The following is a 23,792-nucleotide window of genomic DNA, read 5'->3' on the forward strand; positions in this document are numbered from 1 at the left end:
ATATATAACATCTTGACAGATGTAGCTTTAAATTTTTATTTTGCATTGCATCAATGTCGAGCTATGGTCGTCCGCTGAAAAAGTGGGCTTTTGATTAAGTGATCTTGTATTTCAGTGATCTTGTATTTCAGTGATCCATTATCTAAGTGATTCAGCATTCATTTTCTTTCGATGTTTATTTGTTATCTTGTATTGGTTCGTATTATTGTTTAGGCTTCGTGAATAGAATGGAATTTTTCAGTTAGGGAAACGTAACTGTTCTAGATACATAAATAATAAAAGCAAGGAAGTTCAATGAACATAACCTCGTCTGCGATTTCTGAAAATTTAACTCAGAAGCAGCCATCTCCACTTTATTTCTTGCTCGACCTGACAATTTATATTGCTTTAATGTTTTTGATCCGTGAAATATATTTTTCCGAGTTCCACTTTATTGCAAACGGCTTGTTCTGGTCCAGTACGACTTTGATTGCTGCCATGCTCTTTATGCGAATCAGGAATGTTTCCTGGAAAGAAATCGGTCTGCGAAATCCTGATAATTATAAACAGGCGATAACTGCAACTATTTTCATATTAATATTCACCATCGTTTCAATGGTGATACTGAATATTTTAAAGGACAATTTTGGTTTGCAGCTGGCTGCTGATGAATCTGATCAACAAGCTGCTAGCAAGTTTGGTGAATTGGCAGGAAACTGGTTACTTTTTTTGAGTATTATCCCGTTTGTTTGGGTTCAATCGGCATTTGAAGAGTTATTAGATAGAGGATTTCTCATTAATTGGGTAGAGCGTGTGTTTTCCAGTACTTGGTTTGCAACTATTATCGCTGTGCTATTTCAAGCAATGCTATTTGGATTTCGGCATTCATACGATCTTTCTGAACGGTCGGTTACAGTAGGTTTAATTGGTCTTGCTATGGGGGTTGGTTATGTGGCTTTTGGCCGAAACCTTTGGCCTCTAATTATCGCGCATTGCGTTCTTAATACAATGTCATTGTTGGGTAGAGTATAGGTTTTCAAGGACAGGATAGAGAAAGGCACTTTACAGTGCCTTTCTAACATGTGATAAAACTTAGCAATACTCAGAATAAGGGTTTTCTGTATCAAAGTTTAATTGATTCTTGAATTTGTCTAAAGAAATGCCTTCGCTGGTAATCTTCAAATCTTCACCCTGCATGACTTCGGTGCCAAAATGATAGATGACATTGATATCGCCTTTGGTAATGGCTTCATCATAAGCTTTTGCAGTAGCTTTCACGGATTCATTTTTTGCTCGATAATCTGCGAGACGTTCTGCACCATATTTCTTCTCAAGCATTTCGAAAGCAACATGTGGTGACAGGACTAGACCGGAAGCATTGTTACCACCGAAACCTTTTGAGTTAAGGACGACGCCTTTCATTTGCTCACCCTTATCACCGACAAACTTATGATCCAGACAAATTTCCAGATTGGAGTCGTAAATGTCTTCTGCCAGTTTTTCAGTCGTTTTAATGCCAGGAATATAGCCATATTCCCAGACGCCCAAAGCCGCAGCCAATTGATCGCCACCTGCTGGTCCAAGGGAGTGTCCAAGATAAGCCTTCACACCACAGACCGGCCATTTTTCAATGCTAAAAGCTTTGGCTACTTCATTTAGAATATGAGATTCAGTCACTCGATTTTGTGGTGTACTGGTGCCGTGAGCGGACGCATAAGTTTGCTTGACGCCTTCTTCTCCCAAAATATTTTTCGCCAGCGCCATACACTTGGCAACGGTCAAATAGTTACCAACACCGGGTGAAGAGATTGATTTCTTGTTCGCATCTGCGTTGACATAAACATCGGGAACTGCGCCGTAAATAGTCGCACCCAGCTCCAGAGCTAACTCGTCATCCATCAGGATAAAGAACTGGGCAGCTTCTCCAATGGTGAAACCGGCGTTTTCTGCAAATGGTCGGCTAGCCCTGCGGTTATCACACTCTTCGGTCCCATCAATGGCTGCAATTTGTGCGTCTTCCGCCAAAGCGCCCATGGCTTTAAATCCTTCGATCACTTCCGGTTCAATAGGCGCTTCAGCTCCACCGACAATAGCAACACGAGCGCGACCGGCCTGGATATCACCAATTCCTTGGCGCAGGTTATAAAGGAAAGTCGCACAGGCACCGATATTCGCGCCAGTTGAGCCAACGCTGTTTATCATATAGCTATTAACAAAGTCTGCAGGCATTTGAGTCAACATCAGTGGCATTTGTTTAGAGGTTACGCGGCCGCCTTTCAGTCCGGCCTGAGCCAGTCCGCGACCGCCGAAATCGTCGAGCTGACCAATCGCTGATGCCGCGTAAACTGAAACTTCATCAGGTTCGATGTGCTCAAGCACCGTGTCCCAGTCCAGTCCCATAGAGTGAAGTGCATCAGAAGCACCAAATACTGCCAGTTGCAAACCTTTCGGCTGGTTACGTGAAGAATAGAATTCTGCAGGGTCAAAGCCTGTAGGTAATTGTGCTCCACTGGTGACCGCAATTTTATAGCTATCCTGGGTTAGTACTTCCATTTCACCTTCGACGGTAACACTAACCTTACCACCACCAAGATCTTCAACTTTCCAGTTTTCAGGGAGTGTTTCCGGTAGTTGACGTTTTCGGGTTTCAAATTTAATTGCCTCACCTTCAGCTTTCATGCTGGTTTTACGGTGAGTCTTGACGTTGTTGATATCAAAAGTTTGAGACTCTATCTTGCGGATCAAAGTGTGATCCAGCATATACTGCCTGTCATTGGCATCTTCCAGCTTCATCAGCTTGGAAAGGCCTTCGAACATAGGCGCCAGCTCTTCTTCCTTCATTACTTCATGAACCAGGCGGCGATAAGCATGGTGGAATGAGCTTCTTCCCGCGGCGTTGATGCCGCCAAATCCAACTATTACAGGTAACTTTTGCATAACCTTCACTTCTTTAATGGCTAGAGTATCTAATTCAGGCGGAATATTTTATTTGACGTATTAGAAAGGCAGTAGGATAATTTTGCCAATAAATTGTATATTATGGCCATTTTCTGTCAATAGCTTTATGACACTTTCATTATTTATCTGTTATCCCAGGGCTTTATCAACCAGTCTTAGCCTACCTATGGAAATGATTTCCGCAGCAAACTCGGTTGCCAGAATTAATCGTGTCAAAAGGGAAAACTGGCAGTGCAAGGTGGTCTCAGCCCTTTCTCAAGCCAATACTCCAATAGATTTTGCCAGGGGATTAAGAGTTTTACCTGAGTTAGACCTTGCAACTGCACCTAAGGCAGACAGTATTTTTTTGCCGCCGATATGGGGAAAACCTGATTTTGTTATCGATAGAAATCCCGAGTTGATTCAGTGGATCAGGCAGCGTTATGAGGAGGGCACTCAGCTTATTGCAACTGGTACAGGTGTGGGCTTGTTGGCGCGCGCAGGTTTACTCGATAACAAAGTGGCTACGACACATTGGTACTACTTTGATACTTTTGAGCGTAAATATCCACGAGTTAATCTCCAACGACATCACTTTATCACACAGGCAGGAAGCCTATACTGTTGCGGAAGCATTAATGCTCTGGTGGATTTAACAACCTATTTCATAGAAACCTACTTTGGAAAAGAAGTGACTCAGGTGATTGAGCAGCATTTTAGTCATGAAATTAATCGAACCTATGATAAGCCCTGGTATAGCACTGGAGAAGCCCGTCATCCAGATGAAGGGATCATCGAAGTTCAACAGTGGATGCAATCGCACTACTCACAAAATTTCAATCTAAATGCCCTGGCAGAATTAGCTAATATGAGCGTGAGAAATTTCTCGCGGCGATTTAAAGCCGCGGTTGGTAAATCTGCTCTTGCTTACGGGCTGGATCTAAAAATGGAAGCTGCAAGAGAACTACTAAAAGAAACTAATTTAAGTCATCAGGATATTGCTGATAGAGTCGGCTTTAAGGATGCTGCATATTTTTCTCGCCAGTTTAAATTAAAAAATAAACTGACTCCTAGAGAATACAGAGAAATGGTCAGAGGGAAGCTGTTTAACATTTCTTCGACACAGGATTAATCTAAATTTGATAGCGTGGGTAGCTGAACTGGACGCTCGGGCAAATGAAACTTGGCTAGCGAGAGTGTTCTGATGATCTATACTTAGGGGGATTTAGTCTGGCTTGAGGCGTCAACAAGAACGACACTATATTGAACAAGTCCATTGCAATAACTTTTTCAACTTTTTTGCTAAGCTCGATTTCTTTTCGCGTCATTGGGGATAGCTTTATTGATTTGGAACTAACCCTATCTAGCAATGATAATATTTCTAATGCCAGCGACAATGAAATTTCCGATAATCTTTATCAATTGGAGCTGACCTACGGTCAATATCATTATCTGGATGACGGACTATTCTTCAATTGGTTTGCTAGCCTCGATTATACTCAATATAGTAGTTGGTCTACATTTGATCATGTCGTATTGAACACTGGAATTGAACTTGAAAAGAAAATAGGTATGGGAGCTTATGTTCCCGTTGTTGGAGTCGACGTTTCATTTTCGAATAAAAATTACAATGTTGACATTCGAGATGGAATTGATACTGCAATTCGCGTTTTCTGGAAAAAAAGACTGAATGAGCGCTGGGATACCAGTGTTGCATTGGGGTTTAGTCAATATCATACAAAGCATAATATTGAGGGGGATATTCAAGCGCCCACTACGCCAATGAACACTCTGAGTTTTGATGCTTTCGCGGTATCACAAAAACATCTCTCTGCTAATACGCAGGTTTCATTAAACGAGAAAAACTCGATTTCAATGGGCGTAGAGTATTCTGATGGAGACATTACATCAACAGTGATGTCATCTTCCTGGATGCCTGAATTGGTTACCGCCAGAGTGCCCGATACCGCTATCGGGGAGGGATACTATGCCTATCGTCTGGATGGAAAAATGTTATCACTAAATCTTGAATGGGATTATATCCTTTCGGACGAGTATACCTTTAGAGCTAGTTATCAATCATCAAATATCAATTCGGATTTAGGAAGTTATGAATACAAAAGAAAGAAAATTTCACTAACAATTATAAAATATTTCTGATGATGTGGAGAAAGATGAATATCCGGCTATCCAAATTGATTCTATTGTCTATTTTTCTTCAAGTAGGAACTACTAGCGCGGCAGAACTTCGAATAAAACTGACAAAAAATGGTGAGTTACCACTTGCTAATGCTGTTGTGAAATTGGAGCCCAGGAATCATAAGGTAAAAATTGTTCCGCAAAATAAAGTCATTGATCAGATCAACAAGGAGTTTGTACCCAGAATAGTTATTGTTATACAAGGAGGGGATATCAATTTTCCCAACAAGGATAATATAAAGCATCACGTCTACTCGTTTTCTGATGCAAAGCAGTTTGAACTCCCTCTATATGAAGGAGTACTTGCTGAATCCGTTAATTTTGAGAAACCGGGAGTAGTTGTGCTTGGCTGTAACATTCATGACTGGATGCGCGGCTATATTTATGTGACAGATTCACCCTATACGATGCTTACCAATCGAGAAGGAACAGTAAGTTTCGAAAGTTTGCCTGAAGATACCTACAAGCTTAGTATTTGGCATCCTGGGCTCAATGAGGATCTGAAAAATATGAGCTACACACTGCGTGGAGAAGATTCACTTGAAATCAACAGGGATGTAGTCATTAAGCCTGTTGTGAAAATTCGTCGAAACCAGAATCGTCGACGTAATCGCTACGATTAGAACTATGCTGTTTCGTTTCCGGAAGTTTCAGACCCGTTTGTTATCTTTCATTCTCTTGACCGTATTCTTCATCCAGGCGGCAATCTATTTTAGTGTGAGAAAAGCTAACATTGAAAACGCCAAGACTGAAATTAGTCGTAGTCTACAACTTGGTGCAGAGGTATTTACACGCATCATTCATGAAAGAACCCAAAATCTTTTTCAGTATGCCAGGTTACTATCCGCGGACTATGCCTTTAAGCCAGCATTTTACTCTGGCGATCACATGACAATATTATCTGCAATGGAAAACCATCTGGCCAGGTTGGTCGAAGCCGAAATAATGCTTCTGGTAGATCTTGAATCAAATATCATTGCAAGTTCTATGAACTCCAGCGAAGTTGGAGTTCCCTTTAAATGGCCTCTACTAATTCAAAAAGCGGAGAAAGATGAATATGCTGAAGCGACCGGTATTGTAATGATCCAGAATAGACCCTATCAACTGATTGTTGTACCTTATTTTGCTCCTGATATTAGTGCATGGGTTGTGCTCGGTTTTGCTTTTGACCAAGGTGTAGCTGAGGATATTCAAACTTTGGTTCAAAGTGAGATTTCCTTTGTGGGCCAGGCTGAACCGGGAAAATGGCGAGTCACAGCAGGAACAATTCAAGGAGACAATTTAAAGCTCATAGAAATGATTGATCAGATAACTAAAAATGAGTTACCAAAGTCAAAAATCCAGACTATCTCGCTAAATCAGAATTTATTTGTCAGTCTTGCGCAGCCGGTCGATGAAAATCGTCAACTATTTGCAGTATTACAAAGGTCTCTTGACGAGTCACTAAAACCCTATTTGAGACTGGAAAGTACCTTGCTTAATATCTTTTTAATAACAGTGGTTATTTCTTTCCTTATTAGCTTGATGTTGGCTAAGAAAGTAACACATCCAGTAAAAATATTAACCGAGTCGGCTAGCAAGATAAAACTCGGCAACTACACAGAAAGGATCGAGATTAATCTTAAAGATGAAATTGGCCAATTAGCCGATTCGTTTAATAGTATGGCCAGAGGATTGGAAGAGAAAGAAAAAGTTAGAAATCTACTGGGGAAAGTTGTCTCAACTGAAATAGCTGAGGAATTATTGAGCAGGGATATTGAGCTTGGCGGAGAAGAAAAAGATGTTTCAATTCTTTTTTCCGATATTCGTAATTTTACCAGTATTTGTGAAGGCTATTCTGCGAAACAAATATTGAATATGTTAAATATATACCTTACAGCTATGAGTGAAGCAATAGAAGAAAGTCAGGGGCTTATTGACAAATATATTGGTGACGCCGTTATGGCGCTGTTTGGTGCACCAAATGATGATCCTGAAAGCGCTAGTCATGCCATTGCTGCGGCCAGATTAATGAGTGACAAGCTAAAAAAATTAAATGCTCAAAATGTATTCGGTGATTTAACTATAAATATTGGGATTGGAATTAGTAGCGGAAGAGTTGTTGCCGGAAATATGGGATCTCCGTCACGTTTAAATTATACTGTTATTGGTGACACAGTTAACTTGTCTTCCAGGCTAGAGGGGCTTACAAAGTTCTACGGCGTTGACGTAATTGTCAGTGAAATAACTCAAAAACGCGCAGAAGATTGGGTATTTCAGGAGCTGGATTGGGTTAAAGTTAAAGGAAAGTCCGAGCCGATTAAAATCTATCGACCGCTTTGCTTAGAAAATAACCTTTCTAGTCATTGTCGTCGAGTAGTCGATGTTACAAATGATTTTATTCATCTTTATCGTAAGCAATGTTGGAATGAAGCACTAGCAACACTAGAAACGCTAAAGTCAATTGATAGCTCAAATCTACCATCAATATATCGTCAGAGAATCGAAGCCCTCCAGTTGCGCCCGCCTGGTCAATCCTGGGATTTTACATACGAGTTTGACTTTAAATAGAACGATATTAAATTGTAGGCAGGATTAAGTGACCTAGTATTTGGTTTTAACTATTTCTTCGTTATTCATATTTTCTGTTTAATTTCTTTTCATATTCTATAGAAAACACTGATTATGTTAATAACTAGTTTTGTTCATGTGATGTGAAATTCGTTATCTGTGTTCTGTAATAAAAGCATCATAAAGCGATAATCTAAAAGTTGGGTCATGCACAACATCTTAATTTATCTTGCCTGAGTGTCGATTGATAAGAAAAACTAATGAGTAGTCTCAAATATTTTCAATTGTTCATATTCCATATGCGCGAATAATTAGGTCGAACCTTAGTTCAAAAACATGGAAAAATTGGAGAAGAAAATGAATGCTTTGAAAAAGACTTTAGTCGCAGGAAGTTTAATATGTTCAGGAGTTGTCGCGCAGGCGAGTGAATATTTACCTATGTCCGTAAATGACCATAAGGTTTTTAAAGTGAACGAACGAGAAATAGTCGTTGAAGTAACGGATTTTTCAGGAGATAACTGGAAAAAGTATTCTAATTATATGGGGCGTAGTGAACAATGGATTTGGAGTTCAAAGGATAGCCAGAAAATATTTTGGTATAATAATGAAGGAGGAGCTCAATTGCTGGTCGACTTTAATCATGCGGTTGGTACTGAGTATCTGGTTGATATTGACGGCTGTACAAACTCTGCGAGAATCGAAGATAAGCAATATCAAGCGGTCACCGAGGCGGGTACATTTGATAATTCGATATTACTGGTGTTTAACGGTGATTGTTATGACGCGGGGTTGGCTTCTGCTGCTTTTGCACCTGGAATTGGACTGGTCGCTTACGCCCAACAATCAATCATTGGCCCTGTGACAACCGAGATGGTGCGAGCGCAGGTTGACGGTATCAGTTATCCGCTATTTGATGGAATTGAAGTTTCTAGTCAGTTTCCATCTGGACGAACACTATCTAATGTTCAGGAATACGTTAGTGCATATCTGACGATTACAAACTATTCAAAAGAAAAAGAAGTTTTTAATTTTAACACTTCTCAACAGTTTGATATTGAAATACATGATATCAATGGAGAGGTGGTGAACAAGTGGTCAGCTGATAGACGTTTTATGACGGCCTTAACGAGTGTAGAAATTTTACCTGGAGCAAGCCATAAGTTTGGTGGTCAGATTAAACTGGTGGATGTGAATGGCAAAGCCTTGCAAGTTGGCAGCTATACAATAAGAGTTGAGCTAAAGGGAAGTAACCAACCAGTTTCCAGTGCTTTTGAAGCCATACCTTTCGCTGCTGAATCTCCTTTATATATCGATCAAAAAGTATCGGCTTTTAATTAGTTGAAATTACTTTAAATCGGAGCCCCTATGAGGGCTCCCTTTGTGATGCTTTTAGATTTTTATTTTTTACTGACCTGCTACTGATGATGACTACTTTTTTAATAGTTTATCAAGTATTGCTTTCTCCCACAAATGAGTAATATAGGCTTGTTTTATTGCGTTCAGAGTGACTTGAGGCCATCTATCAAAGGATAGATCCAGTTATTTCTTTTCAGGGATAGTGACAAATATTTCTGCTGTACCAAGAGTTGTAAAGCAAAACCAGCAGAATATTGTCGGAAGAAAAAAAGTTCTTATATTCGTAAAATGTCCATAATGGTCTCCAGGAACCAAAATTGCGTCAGGTCTCCGTTAATTAAAAAAACTGAAAGCTTAAACAAAAGCAGGAAACCTCAAGTTAATGACTACTTGAGGCTAAGTTAATGAAGAGATTTGATCAGAATCGTATAAAGTTAGCGGGGTTAACCGCTTTACTGTTCTGGTGGACTTCCAGGTGCAAATGTGGACCGGTTGCTTTACCTGTTGCGCCAACACGACCGATGACTTCGCCTTGTTTGACTGTTTCGCCCTCCCTGACATTAAGTTTGCTGAGATGGGAGTAGATTGTCTGCAAACCATTGCCATGGTCAAGTATTATGATTGTGCCGTAATTTGTCTTACCTTTCAGTTTTTCGGTTGAAATAATCACCTTTCCAGAAGCTGCTGCCAGTATTGGGGTTCCAGTTTCGGCAGCAAGGTCCATTCCATTGTGAAATTTATGAAACTTATTTCTTTCTCCGTACGGTGAAGTCAGCTTGGCTTCTGGCAATGGATTGATTAGTATCTGTTCACCGGTTACCTCAGTGGTTGGCTGCGCAGCAATGGTGGCAAGGGAAAAAGCTGCACTTGCAGAAAAGAGAGTCAATCGACTCAAAAAAGACTTGAAGCCTTTCGCTGAAGGATCCATTATATGGTTTATTCTCATTGTAATACTCCTATTTGATTGTGATGAGAAGGCTGCAACCGGTTGGTGAGAAAGGTCGGTTGCAGATCGGCGGAGGATCTTTAGCATTGCGAGTGCGTAGGTCCTCCGCAAATTCGTTTTATTATTCAATACTTTTTCATCGCAACTTGCTTCAATTGCCCAGTTAGATAGTCTAACTAGCGAGCGGCAAAAAGGATTAAACCAGTTAAAGCACAATAATATCTGGAATAGCCATTGTAATCGTCCATCATTACTCTTTTTATGGTGCCATTCATGACGAACTACCAGACGAAGTTGCAGGTTGTTTAATTCATTGAGCGTTGAATAAGGAATCACTAATGTTGTTCTATAAGTTTGCGATATAAACGGAGTCGTAACTTGATTATTTAGTCTAACTTCTAATTTACACTGTCTCTGAAGTTTACTTAGAAAATCATAATTTCTTTTAGACAGTCTATCCGCTCCCTGTTGAAGACTTTCTGATTGCCGCAAAAGCTGGTTCATTCGATAGCAACGTCCAACAAACTGTACAAGATGGTAAATAAGACCCAGACAATAAATTGCAAATAAGCCAATAATGAGGTTGCGAGTTTGAATTGGCGAGCTAACGGATGCAATCAATTCAGTAACTTCTATCAGATTTACACTCGCTGTTTGTTCCATTGACTGGAGTGATGAAAGATCAAAAACAGGCCAATAGGAAGCTGGTCTGGGAAAAAATGAAATAATGAAAGGAAGATGAGCAAAGCCGGTCAATGCTAACCATAGCGCTTTCCAGCTAGCCAGCTGAGGTTTTATCTTCAGCAGAATTTTACCCGTAACAAAGGCTAGAGTAGCCACGATAATGGAATAAAAAGCGGCTACCACTAGCTGTTCAGAAAGCATGCTAACTTGATCAGTCATCGCTTTCTTCCTTTTCATTCAGTAGCATTTCCAGCTCTTTCAGCTCTCCATCGTCAAGTAGTTTACTATCGGCGAACATCGATACGGGCAGTTCTTTATCGACTTCCAGAACCTGGAATGCCAGTTCTTTTACAAAGGACGCAAGAGTTTTGACCTTGCTGACTGCCGGACTAAATACTTTTACACCATGCAGCTCTTCCTGAGTCAGCATCCCTTTTTGGAGCATTCGCTCCAGCGTTTTTCGTGTCGATGAAAATGACCACTTCAAGCTGCCTGTTGTTTCGTGAACTTCTCGAGCGCTCATCGGAGACTGACGCCAAAGCGATTTGAGAATCGCAAGCTCGTTAGTAGAAGGCTTTGCTGATTTTGAATTTGTAGGTGCCATTTTATCGTACACTTTCCAGTTTTGATTGCTGTCGACTGACCAAGGTCGCCAGTATGCGACAAGTGTCGCACACTGTCAATAGTGTCAATAGCCTCAATAGTCTCAATAGTCTCAATAGTCTCAATAGTCTCAATAATTTTATGTGCTATTGAGGATAGGCCTCTTTAATTAGTGCTTCGATAGTAAAGATTCTGAATACTGATAGTCTTTCCTGTCATAATTTTGATTAATGAACAATCGACAATTAGCGTAACAAGTGCTAACAATAGTAGGGAATTACATTGTTACTTTTTGAGGCTTTACTCTTTTATTGGCCTGTCTAAAATGGAGTGTTGCAGTGACACAAATATGATTCTAATTTTAAGGAAAATAATTTATGAAAAATAGATTCAGAATGCTCTCATCCTTGGCGGGAGTATTTTTGGTTTCAAGCCTTAATTTAAGCGCCAATACTTTTAATAGTGAAAAACTGGATAAATATCTCGAATCACTAGAAAAAAACAACAAAGCAATGTTGAGTGTTAATTTAAGGGTTGATGGTAAAGAAATTTACCAAAATGAAATCGGATTTCGAGATGTCAGGAATAACTTGTCGATTGAAAAAAATACCAAGTTTCGGGTAGGGTCGATTAGCAAGATTTTTACTGCAACTATTGCAATGAAAATGATTGAGCAAGGAAAGTTATCTCTCGACAACAAGCTTGCCGAGTTTTATCCGCAAATCGCCAATGCAGATAAAATCACTATTGCTCATCTACTTTCACACCGTTCTGGAATTTTTAATTTTACTAACGAATCGGATTACACCTCTTATATGACCAACCCTAAGAGCGAAGCCGAGTTAATTAAGAAGTTTGAAAGCTATGAACCTGAATTTAGTCCTGGTGAAAAGTTTGACTATTCCAATACAAACTATGTTTTGTTAGGGTTTATTCTCGAGAAGGTGAGCAAGAAGGAATATTCTGAGCTTCTTCAGCAATACGTAGTTAAACCTCTTGGTCTTAAAAACACATATTACGGAGACAAAATTTCATCCAAAAATAACGAAGCATACTCTTATCAATTTGAGTCTGATAAATGGCTCGAGTCAAGTGAAACGAATATGAGTATTCCGCATGGTGCTGGTGCAGTTGTGTCTACGCCGGAAGATTTAACAATATTTTTATCGTCATTACTTGAAAATAAATTACTCACCGAAAAGTCTGTCGAGTCGATGAAAAAAATTGAGCAGGGTTATGGTAAAGGGTTAACAGTGTTTCCGTTTGGTGAAAAGCGGGCCTTTGGTCATGGCGGTGGTATTGATGGTTTTGTTTCGAACGCAGCCTATCTGCCTGAAGATAAATTGGCGATTTCGGTTACAGCGAATGGCGTTAACTATAATTTTAATAATGTTCTGATCGGTGTGCTGAGTATTTATTACGGTTTACCATTCGAATTACCGAATTTTGATGCCAAACCAATCGATGTTTCGCAAGATAAGTTATCGGCATTAGTTGGCGAATATGAGACAGAAGCACTTCCGCTGGATATTTCAGTATTTATTCAGGATGGAAAGCTTTTCGCTCAAGCAACGGGACAGGGGGCATTTCCTCTAACGGCTACTGCTGAAAATGTCTTTCAATTTGAAGCCGCGGGTATTGTGATGCGCTTTAACAATGAAAAGCAGGGTGTTTCTTTCGTATTAGAACAGGGGGGAGGAAAGTATCCCTATTCTTTAAAAGTGTCAAAATAGACGAAATAAACCTCAAAAAAAGTCCCCGACAGCCTACTGGAGATCCTCTGGCTGCGGGGAAGGGGATAGGGGCAAATTAAATCAAGACATGACTTCCCCGAAATTGGTTTTATTAACTCAATTGTTTAGCACGAGAAATTTCTAGCAATTCTTCCGAGGTTAATTCTTTGTTTTTCGAGTACCATTCAAATTGTTCCAACGTTTTGAGTAACTTCTCTTTTGGTACTAGCACCAGTAAGTTTCCGCATGCGACCAATACGAAGCCGCTTACGGTGTAGTAGGTCCATTCAAAGCCTTCAAATAGTGTGCTTAAAATTACCGCGACAACGGGGAATAGCACTATGCTGTAGCTGGCTTTTTCAGGACCTATGTTCTTCAGTAAAACAAAATAACTATAAAATGCGACAATCGTTCCAAATATTGTGAGATAGCTGAAAGAAATCCAATAGTCAGGGTCGTTTGACAGCTTGAATTCTGCGCCATTAATCCATGCAAATATTAGTAGAAACAGAGTGCCGTATAGCATGCCCCAACCACTAGACTGAAGAACAGGGTATTCATGATTCGAGTTCCTTACACTCACCATATTGCCGAAAGATGCCGATAAAGAACCTGTTAATACCAAGATTAATCCAAGCAGAGTGTTATCTCCAGGGTTGTAGTTTATTACTTCTGGCCAGAAGAGTACGACAATACCCGAGATGCCAATTAGCGCGCCCAGATAGGTTTTTATCGGAATATGTTTACCAAAAAACAAACGAGTGTTGGCAATATTCATTAATAGAAGAATACTAAACACAATTGAGGTGATTGCTGAGCTCAGATGTTTTTGCGCTTCATACAATGTGACATAGTTTAAGCAAAAATTGAACAATCCCAACGCAGCCAGATAAACATGCTGTTTCGAACTAAACTTGATTGAGTGGCCTGCCAATTTACTAAGCGCTAGTACCAGTATTCCCGCGAGTCCAAATCGATAGATCAGCGATATTTCAACCGCGATTTCTCCTAGCTGATACTCTATGGCTAACCAGGTAGAACCCCAGATTAATACTGTAATAATGTAGAGAAATGTGTTTTTCATCCAGATTACTCCTCTTACGGTTAAGGCATGTAACCGTAAACTTGACTTTCAATAATGATATACGTTAAAACTGTATACCTAACATATACAGAAAAAATGAAAAGTGACCTGTACAGATTGAGTGGGGATGAAACGCATATGTTGTAAGCAATGTAACTCCCTGTTTCTAAAGGCCTGCTAAATAGTTTTCTGTAGTGAATATCAAATTGTTTAATAGCGATAAGTTATGTCTGTTCTAATTGATAAGCAAAGCGATAGCTTTCTCTACCAACAAGTGATCGAGCTAGTCGATGCCATGCAAACTTCTGGTACCTTGAGGCCTGGAGATAAATTGCCTTCGTTGCGCAAACTAAGTAGGCAGTTAAATGTCAGCGTACCTACGGTCAAGCAGGCCTATATTGAGCTTGAGCGGCTTAACAAAGTGGAAGCGCGAGCCAAATCTGGCTTTTTTCTCAAAGCTGCTCAGCTAGATATAAACGCTCCCAAAAGAGCTAGTTTTACTAGAAGACCGGTTGCTGTGAGATGCCAGACTTTAATTGAAGAGTCTTATGAAGCTGTTCATTCACCTAATGTATTGCCTTTGGGGGTTTCGCATCCGGTTATGGCACATTCTCCAGATAAGATGTTATCCAGAATTATGCGCAGAATACTCTCGCAAGCAGGACCTAAGGCTATGGCTTATGGTCCCATGGATGGTTTTCCTCCTCTTAAAAGACAAATAACTCAGCGCTATTTGGAGCAGGGAGTGGAAGTTGAACAAAGTGATATTGTGATAACCAACGGTGCACAGGAAGCCTTAGCCATAGCGCTGCAATGTGTTGCCGGACCTGGCGATGTTATAGCGGTGGAGTCACCAACCTATTTTGGAATTTTAGAGCTGATTGAAAACTTTGGAATGATGGCTCTTGAAATACCCTCTTGTTCGGAATCTGGTGTATGTCTTGACGATTTGCAGGATTCATTAGCAAAACATAACGTTAAAGCCTGTATCTTCTCTTCACTAATAAACAATCCGACAGGGTCCTGCATGCCGGAAGAAAAGCGTAGAAAGTTGGTGGAAATTGTGGAAAAACGAAAGATTCCATTAATTGAAGATGATGTTTATGGAGAGCTAGCCTTTTCTGAAGATCAAATTCTGCCTCTGCAAGCTTACTCGAAAAAGGGATTGGTTATCACCTGTAGTTCTTTTTCAAAAACTGCTGCACCCAGTTATCGAATCGGCTGGCTCGTCACTCATCGCTTTGAGCAAAAAGCGAAGGGATTAAAAAGAGCGCTTTCCTGTTCTTCATCGTTATTGAATCAAATGGTTTTGACCGAATATTTGCGGAGTGGTGATTTTGATAGAAATTTAGTACGTTTGAGGCAAGTTCTTAAACAAAATAAGGAAAGAATGTTAAGTTTGATTGCTGCACACTTCCCGCACGGGTGTTGTGTTTCCAAACCACAAGGAGGGGGAGTGGTCTGGGTTGAGTTACCGCCTGGGCATGATGCTATCGAATGGTTTAGAAAGTGTGTGGAAATTGGTATCAGTATTACACCCGGGCAACTTTTCTCAGCTTCTGGAAAATATAAACGATGTGCAAGGATAAGTTATGGCCTTCCCTGGACTGAAAAAGTAGAGCAAGCAATCATAGACATTGGTCAAATCGCCTGCTCACTCAGAAAGCATTGAAGACTGAACTCTTAAGATGGACAAAAGTTCAGAAAGTAGGCTTTAAATTTCAATTCAAGTAAGCAAACAAAAGTGCCGTTCGACTCGAACAGATGTTGTTATGATTTGAACATCGATTACGAGCCAGACGGTAGGTCATCTGGTTTTGAATGAGCGACTGGAAGCTCAAACATTACCAATGCGCAAATATCAACTGCTCGTTGATAAAACGACCTAAGTACAACAATCGTATGACTGGTAGGTTAACTAGCGGCAGAAGTTACAAGATAACTTCTGCCTTAAACTAACTATTTGCCGCTAATCACTATTATCTGCGGTTTGTTGCTAGCAACCTTTGGAAATGCTTTATCGACGCTTGTAATATCCTGACGAACTGTAACTGTGCGGTGAAGATACTTAGCAAGAGCTTTGGTTGTATCATTTGCGTCATACATTTGAGCAAACTTTACAATGTTTACATCATTACAATTCTGGTTTTTCGCAATAACAGATAGTTTTTTGCTTTCAAACTTGGTGATTATTGGAACTTTGCTTATCTTATCTTTTAATTTGCTGACATTGTTTTCAGCTGCTGCAACGCAGATCTGGGTACCAACTGAGTCATCAGCTGGTACAAAAACATAGTTGCCGGCCATGGTTGAAGCGGAAAGTAGGCTAGCTACAGCGAGTAGTGAAATCTTTTGGAATTTCATGATAATCTCCATTACGTTTTGAGTTTGATTAATCCTGATCCCAATAGAAGTTTTGAAAAAGCGACTGGAAAACTTTTTATTGGATGACCCCGCGAAAAGAATTATATCACTGTGAGATTGTAGGCTGCAGCTGGATTTATCAGTAAAGTCTAAAATATGCTATAGGCGGAATCGGGATATGAAAAAAAGGTTTACTCCGTTTACTTGGTGTAACAATTGATAAGATTTTGAAGAACAATTATGTCTATTTGTAAGCAGACTGTTGGCATGCGATATGCGGATGCAGAAGTTAAGTAAACGCTCTTTGAGCAAACAAATATCATATTGACGATAAAAGAGAAGATGACAGGAAGTCCACAGTCGGCTTCCTGTCATATCAGGACTATTTTAATGCTGCAATTCGTTTTTCCAGAGGAGGGTGGCTCATAAATAATTCTGCCATGGAACGCTTACCGGCAATACCGAACGCTGTTAGCGTGCCGTCAAGTTGGCTCTCTTTATTACCTCTTAGTCTTTCAAGGGCGGCTATCATTGATTGATTACCTTCTATTTTTGCTGCGCCAGCATCAGCACGGTATTCTCTTTGTCGAGAAAACCACATTACAATAATGCTGGCGAGGATACCAAATACCATTTCTAGCACTATTACGATACCGTAATAGGCAAATCCTCCTGCTCCACCCCCCTGATTATTGTTTCCACGTAATGCATTATTGATGATGCCTGCTACAACCCGAGCCAGAAAAATGACAAAGGTATTGACCACCCCCTGTATCAGAGTGAGGGTAACCATGTCGCCATTAGCAATATGAGAAACCTCATGCGCGAGTACTGCTTCTGCCTCACGCTGACTCATTTGTTGAAGCAAACCGGTACTAACCGCTACCAGCGAGTTATTTTTACTGGCGCCTGTAGCGAAAGCATTCATTTCAGGCGATTGATAAACGGCAACCTCCGGCATACCGATGCCCGCCGCTTTGGCTTGTCTGGCAACCGTATCCAAAAGCCAGGATTCAGTGGTGTTTCTTGGCTGGGTAATCACCTGAGCGCCTACAGAATGTTTGGCAATCGTTTTCGATAGCAGGAGGGAAATAAAGGCTCCGCCAAAACCAAAAACAGCGGCAAAAAGGAGTAGACCTCCATAGCTTCCTTGCTCAACGCCTAGCGCCGGGCCAAGGATACTTAGTACAACACTGAGAACGGCAATAATTGCCAGGTTTGTCGCTAGAAATAGAAAGACTCGTTTCATCGTTTTTGTCTTGGTACCTCAAATAAGTGATAGTCTTGAAAGATAATTAATCCTACTTAAAGATGGGGGAGGGTTTTACAAAAACAAGATTTCTCTCTTCTTGAATTTGTAACAATTCTTGTTAAATCGCTGGGTTATAACCTTCTGGATGTATTTTTGTGCAAATGTTAATTAAATCAAAATAATTAAATTCGACAGAATGTCTGTTTCAAGTATGATAGTTTTCAAAATATCAACCCGAGTGGTTAGTGGAAGAAAATATGTTCAAAGAAGCTTTTGGGAAAGAATGGCCTATACCTTCCTTACAAGGCGAAAACCTGCTTTTGCGCCCCTGTTGCATATCTGATTTTGATGCGATTAAAGCATATCGACAGGATGAAGCTAGCTGTCAGTATATCAGGCCACCTGAAAGTGACGAACAGATCCGGACATTAGTTGAACAACACTGTTCGCCATGGGAGTTGTCAGAGGGCAGGTGGAACGGACTGGTTGTGACTGAAGTTGAAAATGACAAAGCGCTTGGAGAAATCGTCTTTCGAATCGAAGATGAAGTAAACTTGCGCGCCGAAATTGGTTATCGTATTGCCCCGCAAGCTGGAGGAAAAGGACTGGCGACAAAAGGGTGTCGATTATTGATTGATTATTTGTTTGCTGAACTGGGGCTGTTTAAGGTTGTTGCTAAATGCGATCCAAGAAATACAGCGTCTTACAGGGTGATGGAAAAATTAGGGATGGTCAGAGAAGCGCATTTTAAAAAGCACTTTAAAATTGGTGAGCGATGGACTGATCAGTATGATTATGGCCTGTTAAAAGAAGACTGGAAATCCAGGTAGTTAGTTCAAGGTAGAAATATAGAGCAGATTTTATGAAGGAACTCTTTGACCGATGGTGTGAACTTTTTACAAATTCCGATTCAAAAGTTGTGCGAGATGAATTCGATAACTTAATAAAGCATTATTCGCAACCATCAAGGCACTATCATAATATTGAGCATATTAAGGCCTGTCTCAGGCATCTTGACGAGGTTGAACAGACAATAAAAAGAAGGGAAATCGAAATTGCATTTTGGTTTCACGATGTGATTTACAATCCTTATGCTTCAGATAATGAAGAAAAAAGCGCCGAATATGCTGAGAAAGCCTTGTCGCGACTCGGTGAATTGGAAGTTGTCGACTCAGTTAAACGGCTAATATTGATCACCAGGCATCCATCAAAACCTGAGAGTCTTGATGAACAATATATGATTGATATTGATCTGAGTATCCTTGGTGCCGACGCCGAACTATATTCTAATTATGAAAGCTGGATTCGAGAAGAGTATCGCTCTGTTCCAGGTTTTCTATTTCAACGAGGCAGGAAAAAATTACTTCGCTCCTTTCTTGAGATGAGTAATATTTATTCAACTCCTTTCTTTCAGAAGAAATTAGAAACGGCTGCTCGAAAAAACTTAAAAAACGCACTGGATAACTTGTAGTGTATTTTTAGACGAGTTGAAAAAGAATGAATGGTTAAACTATATATTTACTGGAATGATTTATGAGTGAAAAAGCTATCAATTTTAAAGATAAGTTCTCAAAATTTAGCGAACACTGGACACCAAAAGTCATCGCCGAGATGAATGACTACCAGTTTAAGCTGGTTAAGGTGGAAGGTGAGTTTGTCTGGCATGACCATCCTGATACTGACGAGGTTTTTATTGTTATTGAAGGTGAGCTGATTATTGAGTTTCGTGATGGACAGGTGACTATTAAGGCCGGTGAAATGTATGTAGTACCTAAAGGAAAAGAACATAAACCGGTTGCCAATCAGGAATGTGAGATTCTAATCGTAGAACCCAAAGGGGTTGTCAATACCGGTGATAGTGGTGGCGATTTGACCGCGCAGAATGATGTCTGGATTTAAACCTATGGCTAGCAAATTATCTCTTTTAATTTTATTGTCAGGATTTATTTTAACAACAGAAATTAGAGCGGAGTCTACCGAGTCAGTTAAATCGTCAAACGAAGCGTTACCTGCGATGGAAATAAAACCACTCGCGAAAAATGTCTTCTTGCATGAATCATTTAGCAAGGTTGAAGGATGGGGTGTGGTAGGTTCTAATGGTTTGATAATATTCGAAGACGATAAGGCTTTTCTAATTGATACCCCGTGGTCCTCGACAGATACCGCTCGTCTGGTTGAATGGATAGAGAAAATAGGGGCCAAGCTGGTCGGTAGTTTATCTACTCATTCTCATGAAGACACAACTGCTGGAATTGAGTGGCTCAATGATCACTCAATTCCTACTTATGCATCAGCTTTAACAAATTCAATATTGAAAAAGAAAGGTAAGGTTGTCGCATCCAATTCAATTGATGAAAATTCAAGCTCTTTGTTTGAGGGCGGACTTGAGGTGTTTTATCCCGGTGGTGGACATAGCATTGATAATCTTGTGGTTTGGCATGCTGACAGTAAAACGCTTTTTGGTGGATGCTTTGTGCGTAGTCTTAAGGCTACAACTTTGGGCAATACCAAAGAGGCGGTAATTGAATCCTGGCCTGCATCTGTTTCAAAAGTGATTGATAAGTACCAAGATGTCGAAATTGTTGTGCCGGGGCATGGGGGGGTTGGCGATCTAAGGCTATTGAAACATACAAAAGAATTAGTTAAAAATAGCAAATAGTACAAATTGTTTAGTGTAAAGCGCGTATGGTTTGAGTTTTATTTTAGCTAATCCCGTGTCATTGTGTGGAAAATTATGGTCGATAGAAATAAGGAAAGTTAAAATATTTGCGTTGGTTTTAATTCTGAAAAAGCGTGGGCAGTATTTAAACTAGTGTTTAACACTGGTACGAAAAAGCAACTGTTCACCCGTTAGAAAAAGCGCTTCTCAGTAAGTTAAAAAAATGAACTTGGATTTAAGCAAGTCTTGTAGCGAAAAATATGATGAAACGAAAATGTCCCAAGTGTAAAAAGAAAGGTTTGTATATCTCAAAACTTGCGTTAATGTTACGTCCTCGTTGTATCTGCTGTGGTGAAACAATTGGCTTTCACTGGGGGTTTGCTGGAGTTTATGCTTGTTTTGAAACCCTGGTAATAGGTTTGTTAGCGATACATCTTATGTCGTTTCTTAGTATCACAATGAGCTTATTAGTGTTGACAACTGTATTTGTTCCTCTTTCACTAATCTCCGCTTATCTGGGGCCGCTAGAAGTGAAATATAAGTGGTGGCAATCTTAATTTTTACATGCCAATGGGACGAAGCATCACAGCAATTGCCACAAAGTCTCAAACGAAATATTAAGTGCCTGGCTAATGGCTTCTGATTCAATAACTACCGCACTCGGATAGTTACCTTCCTGCAAAGAAATCATCGCACATTTCGGCGGGTAAATTGCTACATAACTGGCGTTGGCACCGGAATTTTTATCGTCTATCCACTTTCTTTCTGATAACGGCGCTTCTTCACCACCAGGGCCTATCGCTATCGCCTTTACTCGAATGTTTCTTTTTACTCGCTGCATGGTGTAGTTGGGAAAGGGGCGATAAAGGTATTTACGAATAGCTCGGGAAGAGTAGACGTTATAGCTTTTGGCCGGACTGTTTTCCGCCGTTTTGAGGATGTCTTTCAAGACCCGCTCAATACCATCATCCCCTTCAAAGTAGCTGACTTTAGCTGCATCGGTTCCGTGTTTTAACCGGTTCAGATCCGGAATCACCTGATTGGCCAGTTGAATGGATGCATGACGCAAGCTTTCCTGCTTTTCAGAAGCCAGTGACAATAATTTTTCCGGATCTTCTGCCCGGTAATGTCGACGCTTGCCTTTGGGGGCGTAACTAACAACGCCACGCTTGACCATGGCTTTCAAGAGCTCATGGGTTGTTCCCCGGTTAACCTGAGCTTTGTCAGCGATCTCTCTGATTGAGGCCATTCCCAGTGAAAGCAGCGCACAATAAATGTCGACTTCCCGTGCCTCAAAATCCAGTTGTTCCAGTACCTGTTTAATCACTTGAGTTTCACCTGATTCATACTCAATCTAAAATCGATATTTTGTCAATAATTTGCTGACAAACACTCTGGGGCTAACGATAACACTTGGGTAAGATTGCGCAACTTAAATTTTCTACTGATTTTAAAGTAAAAAAACTAGTGTTACTGTTTGCTTTTCAAACAGTAGAGGCAATCAATGTCAATGAGGATATGACAATATGTGTGGAGTATTTGCGGCCATAGGGCAAAACAGGCGTTTTCAGGGAAGTGGTGTACTGAGTGATGTCGTTGAAGGACTGAAACGACTGGAGTATCGGGGGTATGACTCCTGGGGACTGGCCTTTCCTAACGATAATCGGCTGGAAACTTTCAAGTCTCTGGATTCTTTGCAGACCGCTGAAGCCGAACAGTTTGATTTACCGGTAGATATCGCGCTTGGACATACTCGCTGGGCGACTCACGGCAAGGTAAACACGCAAAATTGTCACCCGCATGTTTCAACCTGTGGTCGCTTTGCACTGGTCCACAACGGAATCGTCGAAAATTTTCAGCAACTAAAAAGCGAGCTGCTTAGTTGTGGCAGTCATTTTCAATCAGAAACTGATACCGAAGTTGTGCTCAAACTCATTGAGCAAGAGATCGCACAATATCAGTCAACTCAAGTCAGTGATATTCCCTCGGTCGATGCCTTTCAAAAATCGCTGGCCAAAGTTTTTAATCGGTTAAGCGGTCATAATACTCTGGTTTTAATGGTAGCGGAGCTTCGTCTGGTGATAGGTCTAAGGAATGGCTCGCCATTGGTAGCTGCGAGAAGAGAACGGCAAGACGGCCTCACTGATATTTATCTGGCATCGGATTGTAATGCTTTTCCATCCGGCACGAGTGAATGCTTGTTGCTGGATGACAGGCAGATGATCACCTGTCAGATGAGCACTTGTCAGGTGAGCGAAAGGCATTCCACCAGCGTTGAGCTTTTTAACCTGGTTACAGAAAATATCATCGACAGTCATTGGGAAAGGCTTACGGGTGAAAACTATTCCTTTGACAAAGAAAACTATGCCCACTTTATGCTTAAGGAAATCACTGAGCAGTGGCGAACACTAGTCGCGGCCTCACACGTCAGTCAAACAGAGTTAATCAATCTTAAGTCGGCTATTGAGGACTGTGGTAAGTTATACATTACCGGAGCTGGCGCGGCCTATTTTATTGGCGAGCAAATTGCCTGGATGTTACGCCAGGTTTCTGATGTTGCGGTAACCTGTATTCCTGCGTATGAAGGGAGTGAGTATCTTGAGCAGATAAAAAGTGGCGATGTTTTGCTGGCGATCAGTCAGAGTGGTGAAACTGCTGACACCTTGCGCTTTTTACAAAAAGCCAGAGACAAAGGCGTGAGGATCGCCAGCGTGGTTAATATGCTGGGAACCATGATGAGCCGGATGTCGGAGTTTGCTTTTTATAGTCACTGCGGACCGGAAGTTTGTGTACTTTCTACTAAATCAGGAACCGCTCAGCTGGTTTTCGGTTATTTACTGTCTGCAGTCTTCAGCAATGAGTTTGAACAAGCACAGGATAGCGTTTCTGTTGCCGCAAGCCGGTTAAGCCAATATTTTAGCGAGGACAATCTGCAAGTGTTTGTAGAAATTGCGGAGGCGATTAATAGTGAGCATCTTTACTTGTTAGGGCAAGGCTGCTTTCTAGCCGCGGCAAAAGTGGGTGCGCTTAATATCAAAGAAGCTTCTTACATTCATGCAGAAGCCTTTAGTGCCGGAGAGCTTAAACATGGAGTCATTGCCCTGATTGATTCAGGTACGCCGGTAATCTGTTTTGTCGATAAGAATAACGAAGAATATATGGTTGCCATTGCATCTGAAGTTAGGGCTCGCGGCGGTCGGATAATTGCCATTTGTGAAAACCCTAACCCGATTTTCGACGAGGTGATTCAGTTGCCACCAGTCTTCGATAGAGCGGCGGTGATTACCAGTATCGTTCCCTGTCAGCTACTGGCTTACTATCTCGCCGTGGGTAAGTCGCTGAATCCTGACAGGCCAAGAAATCTGGCCAAAAGTGTCACTGTGATTTAAAGTTTGTTTCAAGTTTTTTAACGACAAAGTCGCTCCCCGCTTTTTCAATAAAAGAGG

Annotated in this window: 21 protein-coding genes; 14 read left to right on the plus strand and 7 right to left on the minus strand. The window is 40.8% G+C overall.

Annotated elements, in window-relative coordinates:
• Window positions 1–294: 294 nt before the first annotated feature.
• Window positions 295–1,011: a CPBP family intramembrane glutamic endopeptidase gene (locus IYN84_RS16715; RefSeq protein WP_196140389.1), complete on the plus strand. Its 717-nt coding sequence runs from the start codon at window positions 295–297 to the stop codon at window positions 1,009–1,011.
• 60 nt (window positions 1,012–1,071) lie between these two features.
• Here IYN84_RS16715 and IYN84_RS16720 read toward each other — a convergent pair whose 3' ends face one another.
• Window positions 1,072–2,916 (minus strand): beta-ketoacyl synthase, encoded by a 1,845-nt coding sequence (locus tag IYN84_RS16720; RefSeq protein ID WP_196140390.1) that lies wholly within the window; start codon window positions 2,914–2,916, stop codon window positions 1,072–1,074.
• Between the two features lie 127 nt (window positions 2,917–3,043).
• Here IYN84_RS16720 and IYN84_RS16725 point away from each other — a divergent pair, with 127 nt between their 5' ends.
• The 5 genes from IYN84_RS16725 to IYN84_RS16745 all read left to right on the plus strand — a co-directional run bounded on the left by IYN84_RS16725 (window position 3,044) and on the right by IYN84_RS16745 (window position 9,003).
• The gene (locus tag IYN84_RS16725; protein WP_196140391.1) at window positions 3,044–4,048 is read left to right on the plus strand and encodes a GlxA family transcriptional regulator; all 1,005 of its coding nucleotides are present in this window, start codon (window positions 3,044–3,046) and stop codon (window positions 4,046–4,048) included.
• A 131-nt stretch (window positions 4,049–4,179) separates the two neighbouring features.
• Entirely contained in the window at window positions 4,180–5,076 is an 897-nt protein-coding gene (locus IYN84_RS16730; RefSeq protein ID WP_210330633.1) for a hypothetical protein, read from the plus strand.
• Window positions 5,077–5,090: 14 nt separating this feature from the next.
• Window positions 5,091–5,738, plus strand: coding sequence for a methylamine utilization protein (locus IYN84_RS16735; protein WP_196140393.1), 648 nt, complete (start codon window positions 5,091–5,093; stop codon window positions 5,736–5,738).
• 4 nt (window positions 5,739–5,742) lie between these two features.
• Window positions 5,743–7,665 (plus strand): adenylate/guanylate cyclase domain-containing protein, encoded by a 1,923-nt coding sequence (locus IYN84_RS16740; protein ID WP_210330635.1) that lies wholly within the window; start codon window positions 5,743–5,745, stop codon window positions 7,663–7,665.
• 357 nt (window positions 7,666–8,022) lie between these two features.
• Window positions 8,023–9,003, plus strand: coding sequence for a BsuPI-related putative proteinase inhibitor (locus tag IYN84_RS16745; RefSeq protein ID WP_196140395.1), 981 nt, complete (start codon window positions 8,023–8,025; stop codon window positions 9,001–9,003).
• 436 nt (window positions 9,004–9,439) lie between these two features.
• On the opposite strand, the gene IYN84_RS16750 is transcribed toward IYN84_RS16745, so the two are convergent.
• On the minus strand, window positions 9,440–10,870 hold the full coding sequence (locus IYN84_RS16750) for a M23/M56 family metallopeptidase (RefSeq protein ID WP_196140396.1): 1,431 nt from the start codon (window positions 10,868–10,870) through the stop codon (window positions 9,440–9,442).
• On the minus strand, window positions 10,863–11,255 hold the full coding sequence (locus IYN84_RS16755; protein ID WP_196140397.1) for a BlaI/MecI/CopY family transcriptional regulator: 393 nt from the start codon (window positions 11,253–11,255) through the stop codon (window positions 10,863–10,865). Before IYN84_RS16755 ends, IYN84_RS16750 begins: the two co-directional genes overlap by 8 nt.
• 376 nt (window positions 11,256–11,631) lie before the next feature.
• Here IYN84_RS16755 and IYN84_RS16760 point away from each other — a divergent pair, with 376 nt between their 5' ends.
• The gene (locus IYN84_RS16760) at window positions 11,632–12,987 is read left to right on the plus strand and encodes a serine hydrolase (protein WP_196140398.1); all 1,356 of its coding nucleotides are present in this window, start codon (window positions 11,632–11,634) and stop codon (window positions 12,985–12,987) included.
• A gap of 112 nt (window positions 12,988–13,099) precedes the next feature.
• On the opposite strand, the gene IYN84_RS16765 is transcribed toward IYN84_RS16760, so the two are convergent.
• A complete protein-coding gene (locus tag IYN84_RS16765; RefSeq protein WP_196140399.1) occupies window positions 13,100–14,071 on the minus strand; it encodes a DMT family transporter in 972 nt (323 codons plus the stop codon).
• A 226-nt stretch (window positions 14,072–14,297) separates the two neighbouring features.
• Here IYN84_RS16765 and IYN84_RS16770 point away from each other — a divergent pair, with 226 nt between their 5' ends.
• Window positions 14,298–15,743 (plus strand): PLP-dependent aminotransferase family protein, encoded by a 1,446-nt coding sequence (locus IYN84_RS16770; protein WP_196140400.1) that lies wholly within the window; start codon window positions 14,298–14,300, stop codon window positions 15,741–15,743.
• A gap of 287 nt (window positions 15,744–16,030) precedes the next feature.
• Here IYN84_RS16770 and IYN84_RS16775 read toward each other — a convergent pair whose 3' ends face one another.
• Window positions 16,031–16,435 (minus strand): DUF3718 domain-containing protein, encoded by a 405-nt coding sequence (locus tag IYN84_RS16775; protein WP_196140401.1) that lies wholly within the window; start codon window positions 16,433–16,435, stop codon window positions 16,031–16,033.
• A gap of 382 nt (window positions 16,436–16,817) precedes the next feature.
• Entirely contained in the window at window positions 16,818–17,684 is an 867-nt protein-coding gene (htpX, locus tag IYN84_RS16780; protein WP_196140402.1) for a protease HtpX, read from the minus strand.
• Window positions 17,685–17,944: 260 nt separating this feature from the next.
• On the opposite strand from htpX, the gene IYN84_RS16785 reads away from it, so the two are divergent.
• The 5 genes from IYN84_RS16785 (at window position 17,945) to IYN84_RS16805 (ending at window position 20,903) form a co-directional block, all read left to right on the plus strand.
• Entirely contained in the window at window positions 17,945–18,517 is a 573-nt protein-coding gene (locus IYN84_RS16785) for a GNAT family N-acetyltransferase (protein ID WP_196140403.1), read from the plus strand.
• 32 nt (window positions 18,518–18,549) lie between these two features.
• Window positions 18,550–19,158 (plus strand): hypothetical protein, encoded by a 609-nt coding sequence (locus IYN84_RS16790; protein WP_196140404.1) that lies wholly within the window; start codon window positions 18,550–18,552, stop codon window positions 19,156–19,158.
• Window positions 19,159–19,220: 62 nt separating this feature from the next.
• Entirely contained in the window at window positions 19,221–19,586 is a 366-nt protein-coding gene (locus IYN84_RS16795) for a cupin domain-containing protein (RefSeq protein ID WP_196140405.1), read from the plus strand.
• Window positions 19,587–19,590: 4 nt separating this feature from the next.
• Window positions 19,591–20,346, plus strand: coding sequence for a subclass B1 metallo-beta-lactamase (gene bla / locus IYN84_RS16800; protein ID WP_196140406.1), 756 nt, complete (start codon window positions 19,591–19,593; stop codon window positions 20,344–20,346).
• Window positions 20,347–20,606: 260 nt separating this feature from the next.
• The gene (locus tag IYN84_RS16805) at window positions 20,607–20,903 is read left to right on the plus strand and encodes a hypothetical protein (protein ID WP_196140407.1); all 297 of its coding nucleotides are present in this window, start codon (window positions 20,607–20,609) and stop codon (window positions 20,901–20,903) included.
• A 26-nt stretch (window positions 20,904–20,929) separates the two neighbouring features.
• Here IYN84_RS16805 and IYN84_RS16810 read toward each other — a convergent pair whose 3' ends face one another.
• Window positions 20,930–21,673 carry a helix-turn-helix domain-containing protein gene (locus IYN84_RS16810; protein WP_196140408.1) on the minus strand — a complete coding sequence of 248 codons (744 nt, stop codon included), beginning with the start codon at window positions 21,671–21,673 and terminating at the stop codon, window positions 20,930–20,932.
• Window positions 21,674–21,872: 199 nt separating this feature from the next.
• On the opposite strand from IYN84_RS16810, the gene glmS reads away from it, so the two are divergent.
• Entirely contained in the window at window positions 21,873–23,735 is a 1,863-nt protein-coding gene (gene glmS / locus IYN84_RS16815) for a glutamine--fructose-6-phosphate transaminase (isomerizing) (protein ID WP_196140409.1), read from the plus strand.
• Window positions 23,736–23,792 lie beyond the last annotated feature (57 nt).

The sequence above is a fragment of the Aliikangiella sp. G2MR2-5 genome (genome assembly GCF_015687155.1).
Classification (GTDB): domain Bacteria; phylum Pseudomonadota; class Gammaproteobacteria; order Enterobacterales; family Kangiellaceae; genus Aliikangiella.

Excerpts from the sequence above, each read along its gene's own strand:
- IYN84_RS16715 (WP_196140389.1), top strand. The coding sequence starts at position 295 with ATGAACATAACCTCGTCTGCGATTTCTGAAAATTTAACTCAGAAGCAG.
- IYN84_RS16720 (WP_196140390.1), bottom strand. The coding sequence starts at position 2,916 with ATGCAAAAGTTACCTGTAATAGTTGGATTTGGCGGCATCAACGCCGCG.
- IYN84_RS16725 (WP_196140391.1), top strand. The coding sequence starts at position 3,044 with ATGACACTTTCATTATTTATCTGTTATCCCAGGGCTTTATCAACCAGT.
- IYN84_RS16735 (WP_196140393.1), top strand. The coding sequence starts at position 5,091 with ATGAATATCCGGCTATCCAAATTGATTCTATTGTCTATTTTTCTTCAA.
- IYN84_RS16740 (WP_210330635.1), top strand. The coding sequence starts at position 5,743 with ATGCTGTTTCGTTTCCGGAAGTTTCAGACCCGTTTGTTATCTTTCATT.
- IYN84_RS16745 (WP_196140395.1), top strand. The coding sequence starts at position 8,023 with ATGAATGCTTTGAAAAAGACTTTAGTCGCAGGAAGTTTAATATGTTCA.
- IYN84_RS16750 (WP_196140396.1), bottom strand. The coding sequence starts at position 10,870 with ATGACTGATCAAGTTAGCATGCTTTCTGAACAGCTAGTGGTAGCCGCT.
- IYN84_RS16755 (WP_196140397.1), bottom strand. The coding sequence starts at position 11,255 with ATGGCACCTACAAATTCAAAATCAGCAAAGCCTTCTACTAACGAGCTT.
- IYN84_RS16760 (WP_196140398.1), top strand. The coding sequence starts at position 11,632 with ATGAAAAATAGATTCAGAATGCTCTCATCCTTGGCGGGAGTATTTTTG.
- IYN84_RS16765 (WP_196140399.1), bottom strand. The coding sequence starts at position 14,071 with ATGAAAAACACATTTCTCTACATTATTACAGTATTAATCTGGGGTTCT.
- IYN84_RS16770 (WP_196140400.1), top strand. The coding sequence starts at position 14,298 with ATGTCTGTTCTAATTGATAAGCAAAGCGATAGCTTTCTCTACCAACAA.
- IYN84_RS16775 (WP_196140401.1), bottom strand. The coding sequence starts at position 16,435 with ATGAAATTCCAAAAGATTTCACTACTCGCTGTAGCTAGCCTACTTTCC.
- htpX (WP_196140402.1), bottom strand. The coding sequence starts at position 17,684 with ATGAAACGAGTCTTTCTATTTCTAGCGACAAACCTGGCAATTATTGCC.
- IYN84_RS16785 (WP_196140403.1), top strand. The coding sequence starts at position 17,945 with ATGTTCAAAGAAGCTTTTGGGAAAGAATGGCCTATACCTTCCTTACAA.
- IYN84_RS16790 (WP_196140404.1), top strand. The coding sequence starts at position 18,550 with ATGAAGGAACTCTTTGACCGATGGTGTGAACTTTTTACAAATTCCGAT.
- IYN84_RS16795 (WP_196140405.1), top strand. The coding sequence starts at position 19,221 with ATGAGTGAAAAAGCTATCAATTTTAAAGATAAGTTCTCAAAATTTAGC.
- bla (WP_196140406.1), top strand. The coding sequence starts at position 19,591 with ATGGCTAGCAAATTATCTCTTTTAATTTTATTGTCAGGATTTATTTTA.
- IYN84_RS16805 (WP_196140407.1), top strand. The coding sequence starts at position 20,607 with ATGATGAAACGAAAATGTCCCAAGTGTAAAAAGAAAGGTTTGTATATC.
- glmS (WP_196140409.1), top strand. The coding sequence starts at position 21,873 with ATGTGTGGAGTATTTGCGGCCATAGGGCAAAACAGGCGTTTTCAGGGA.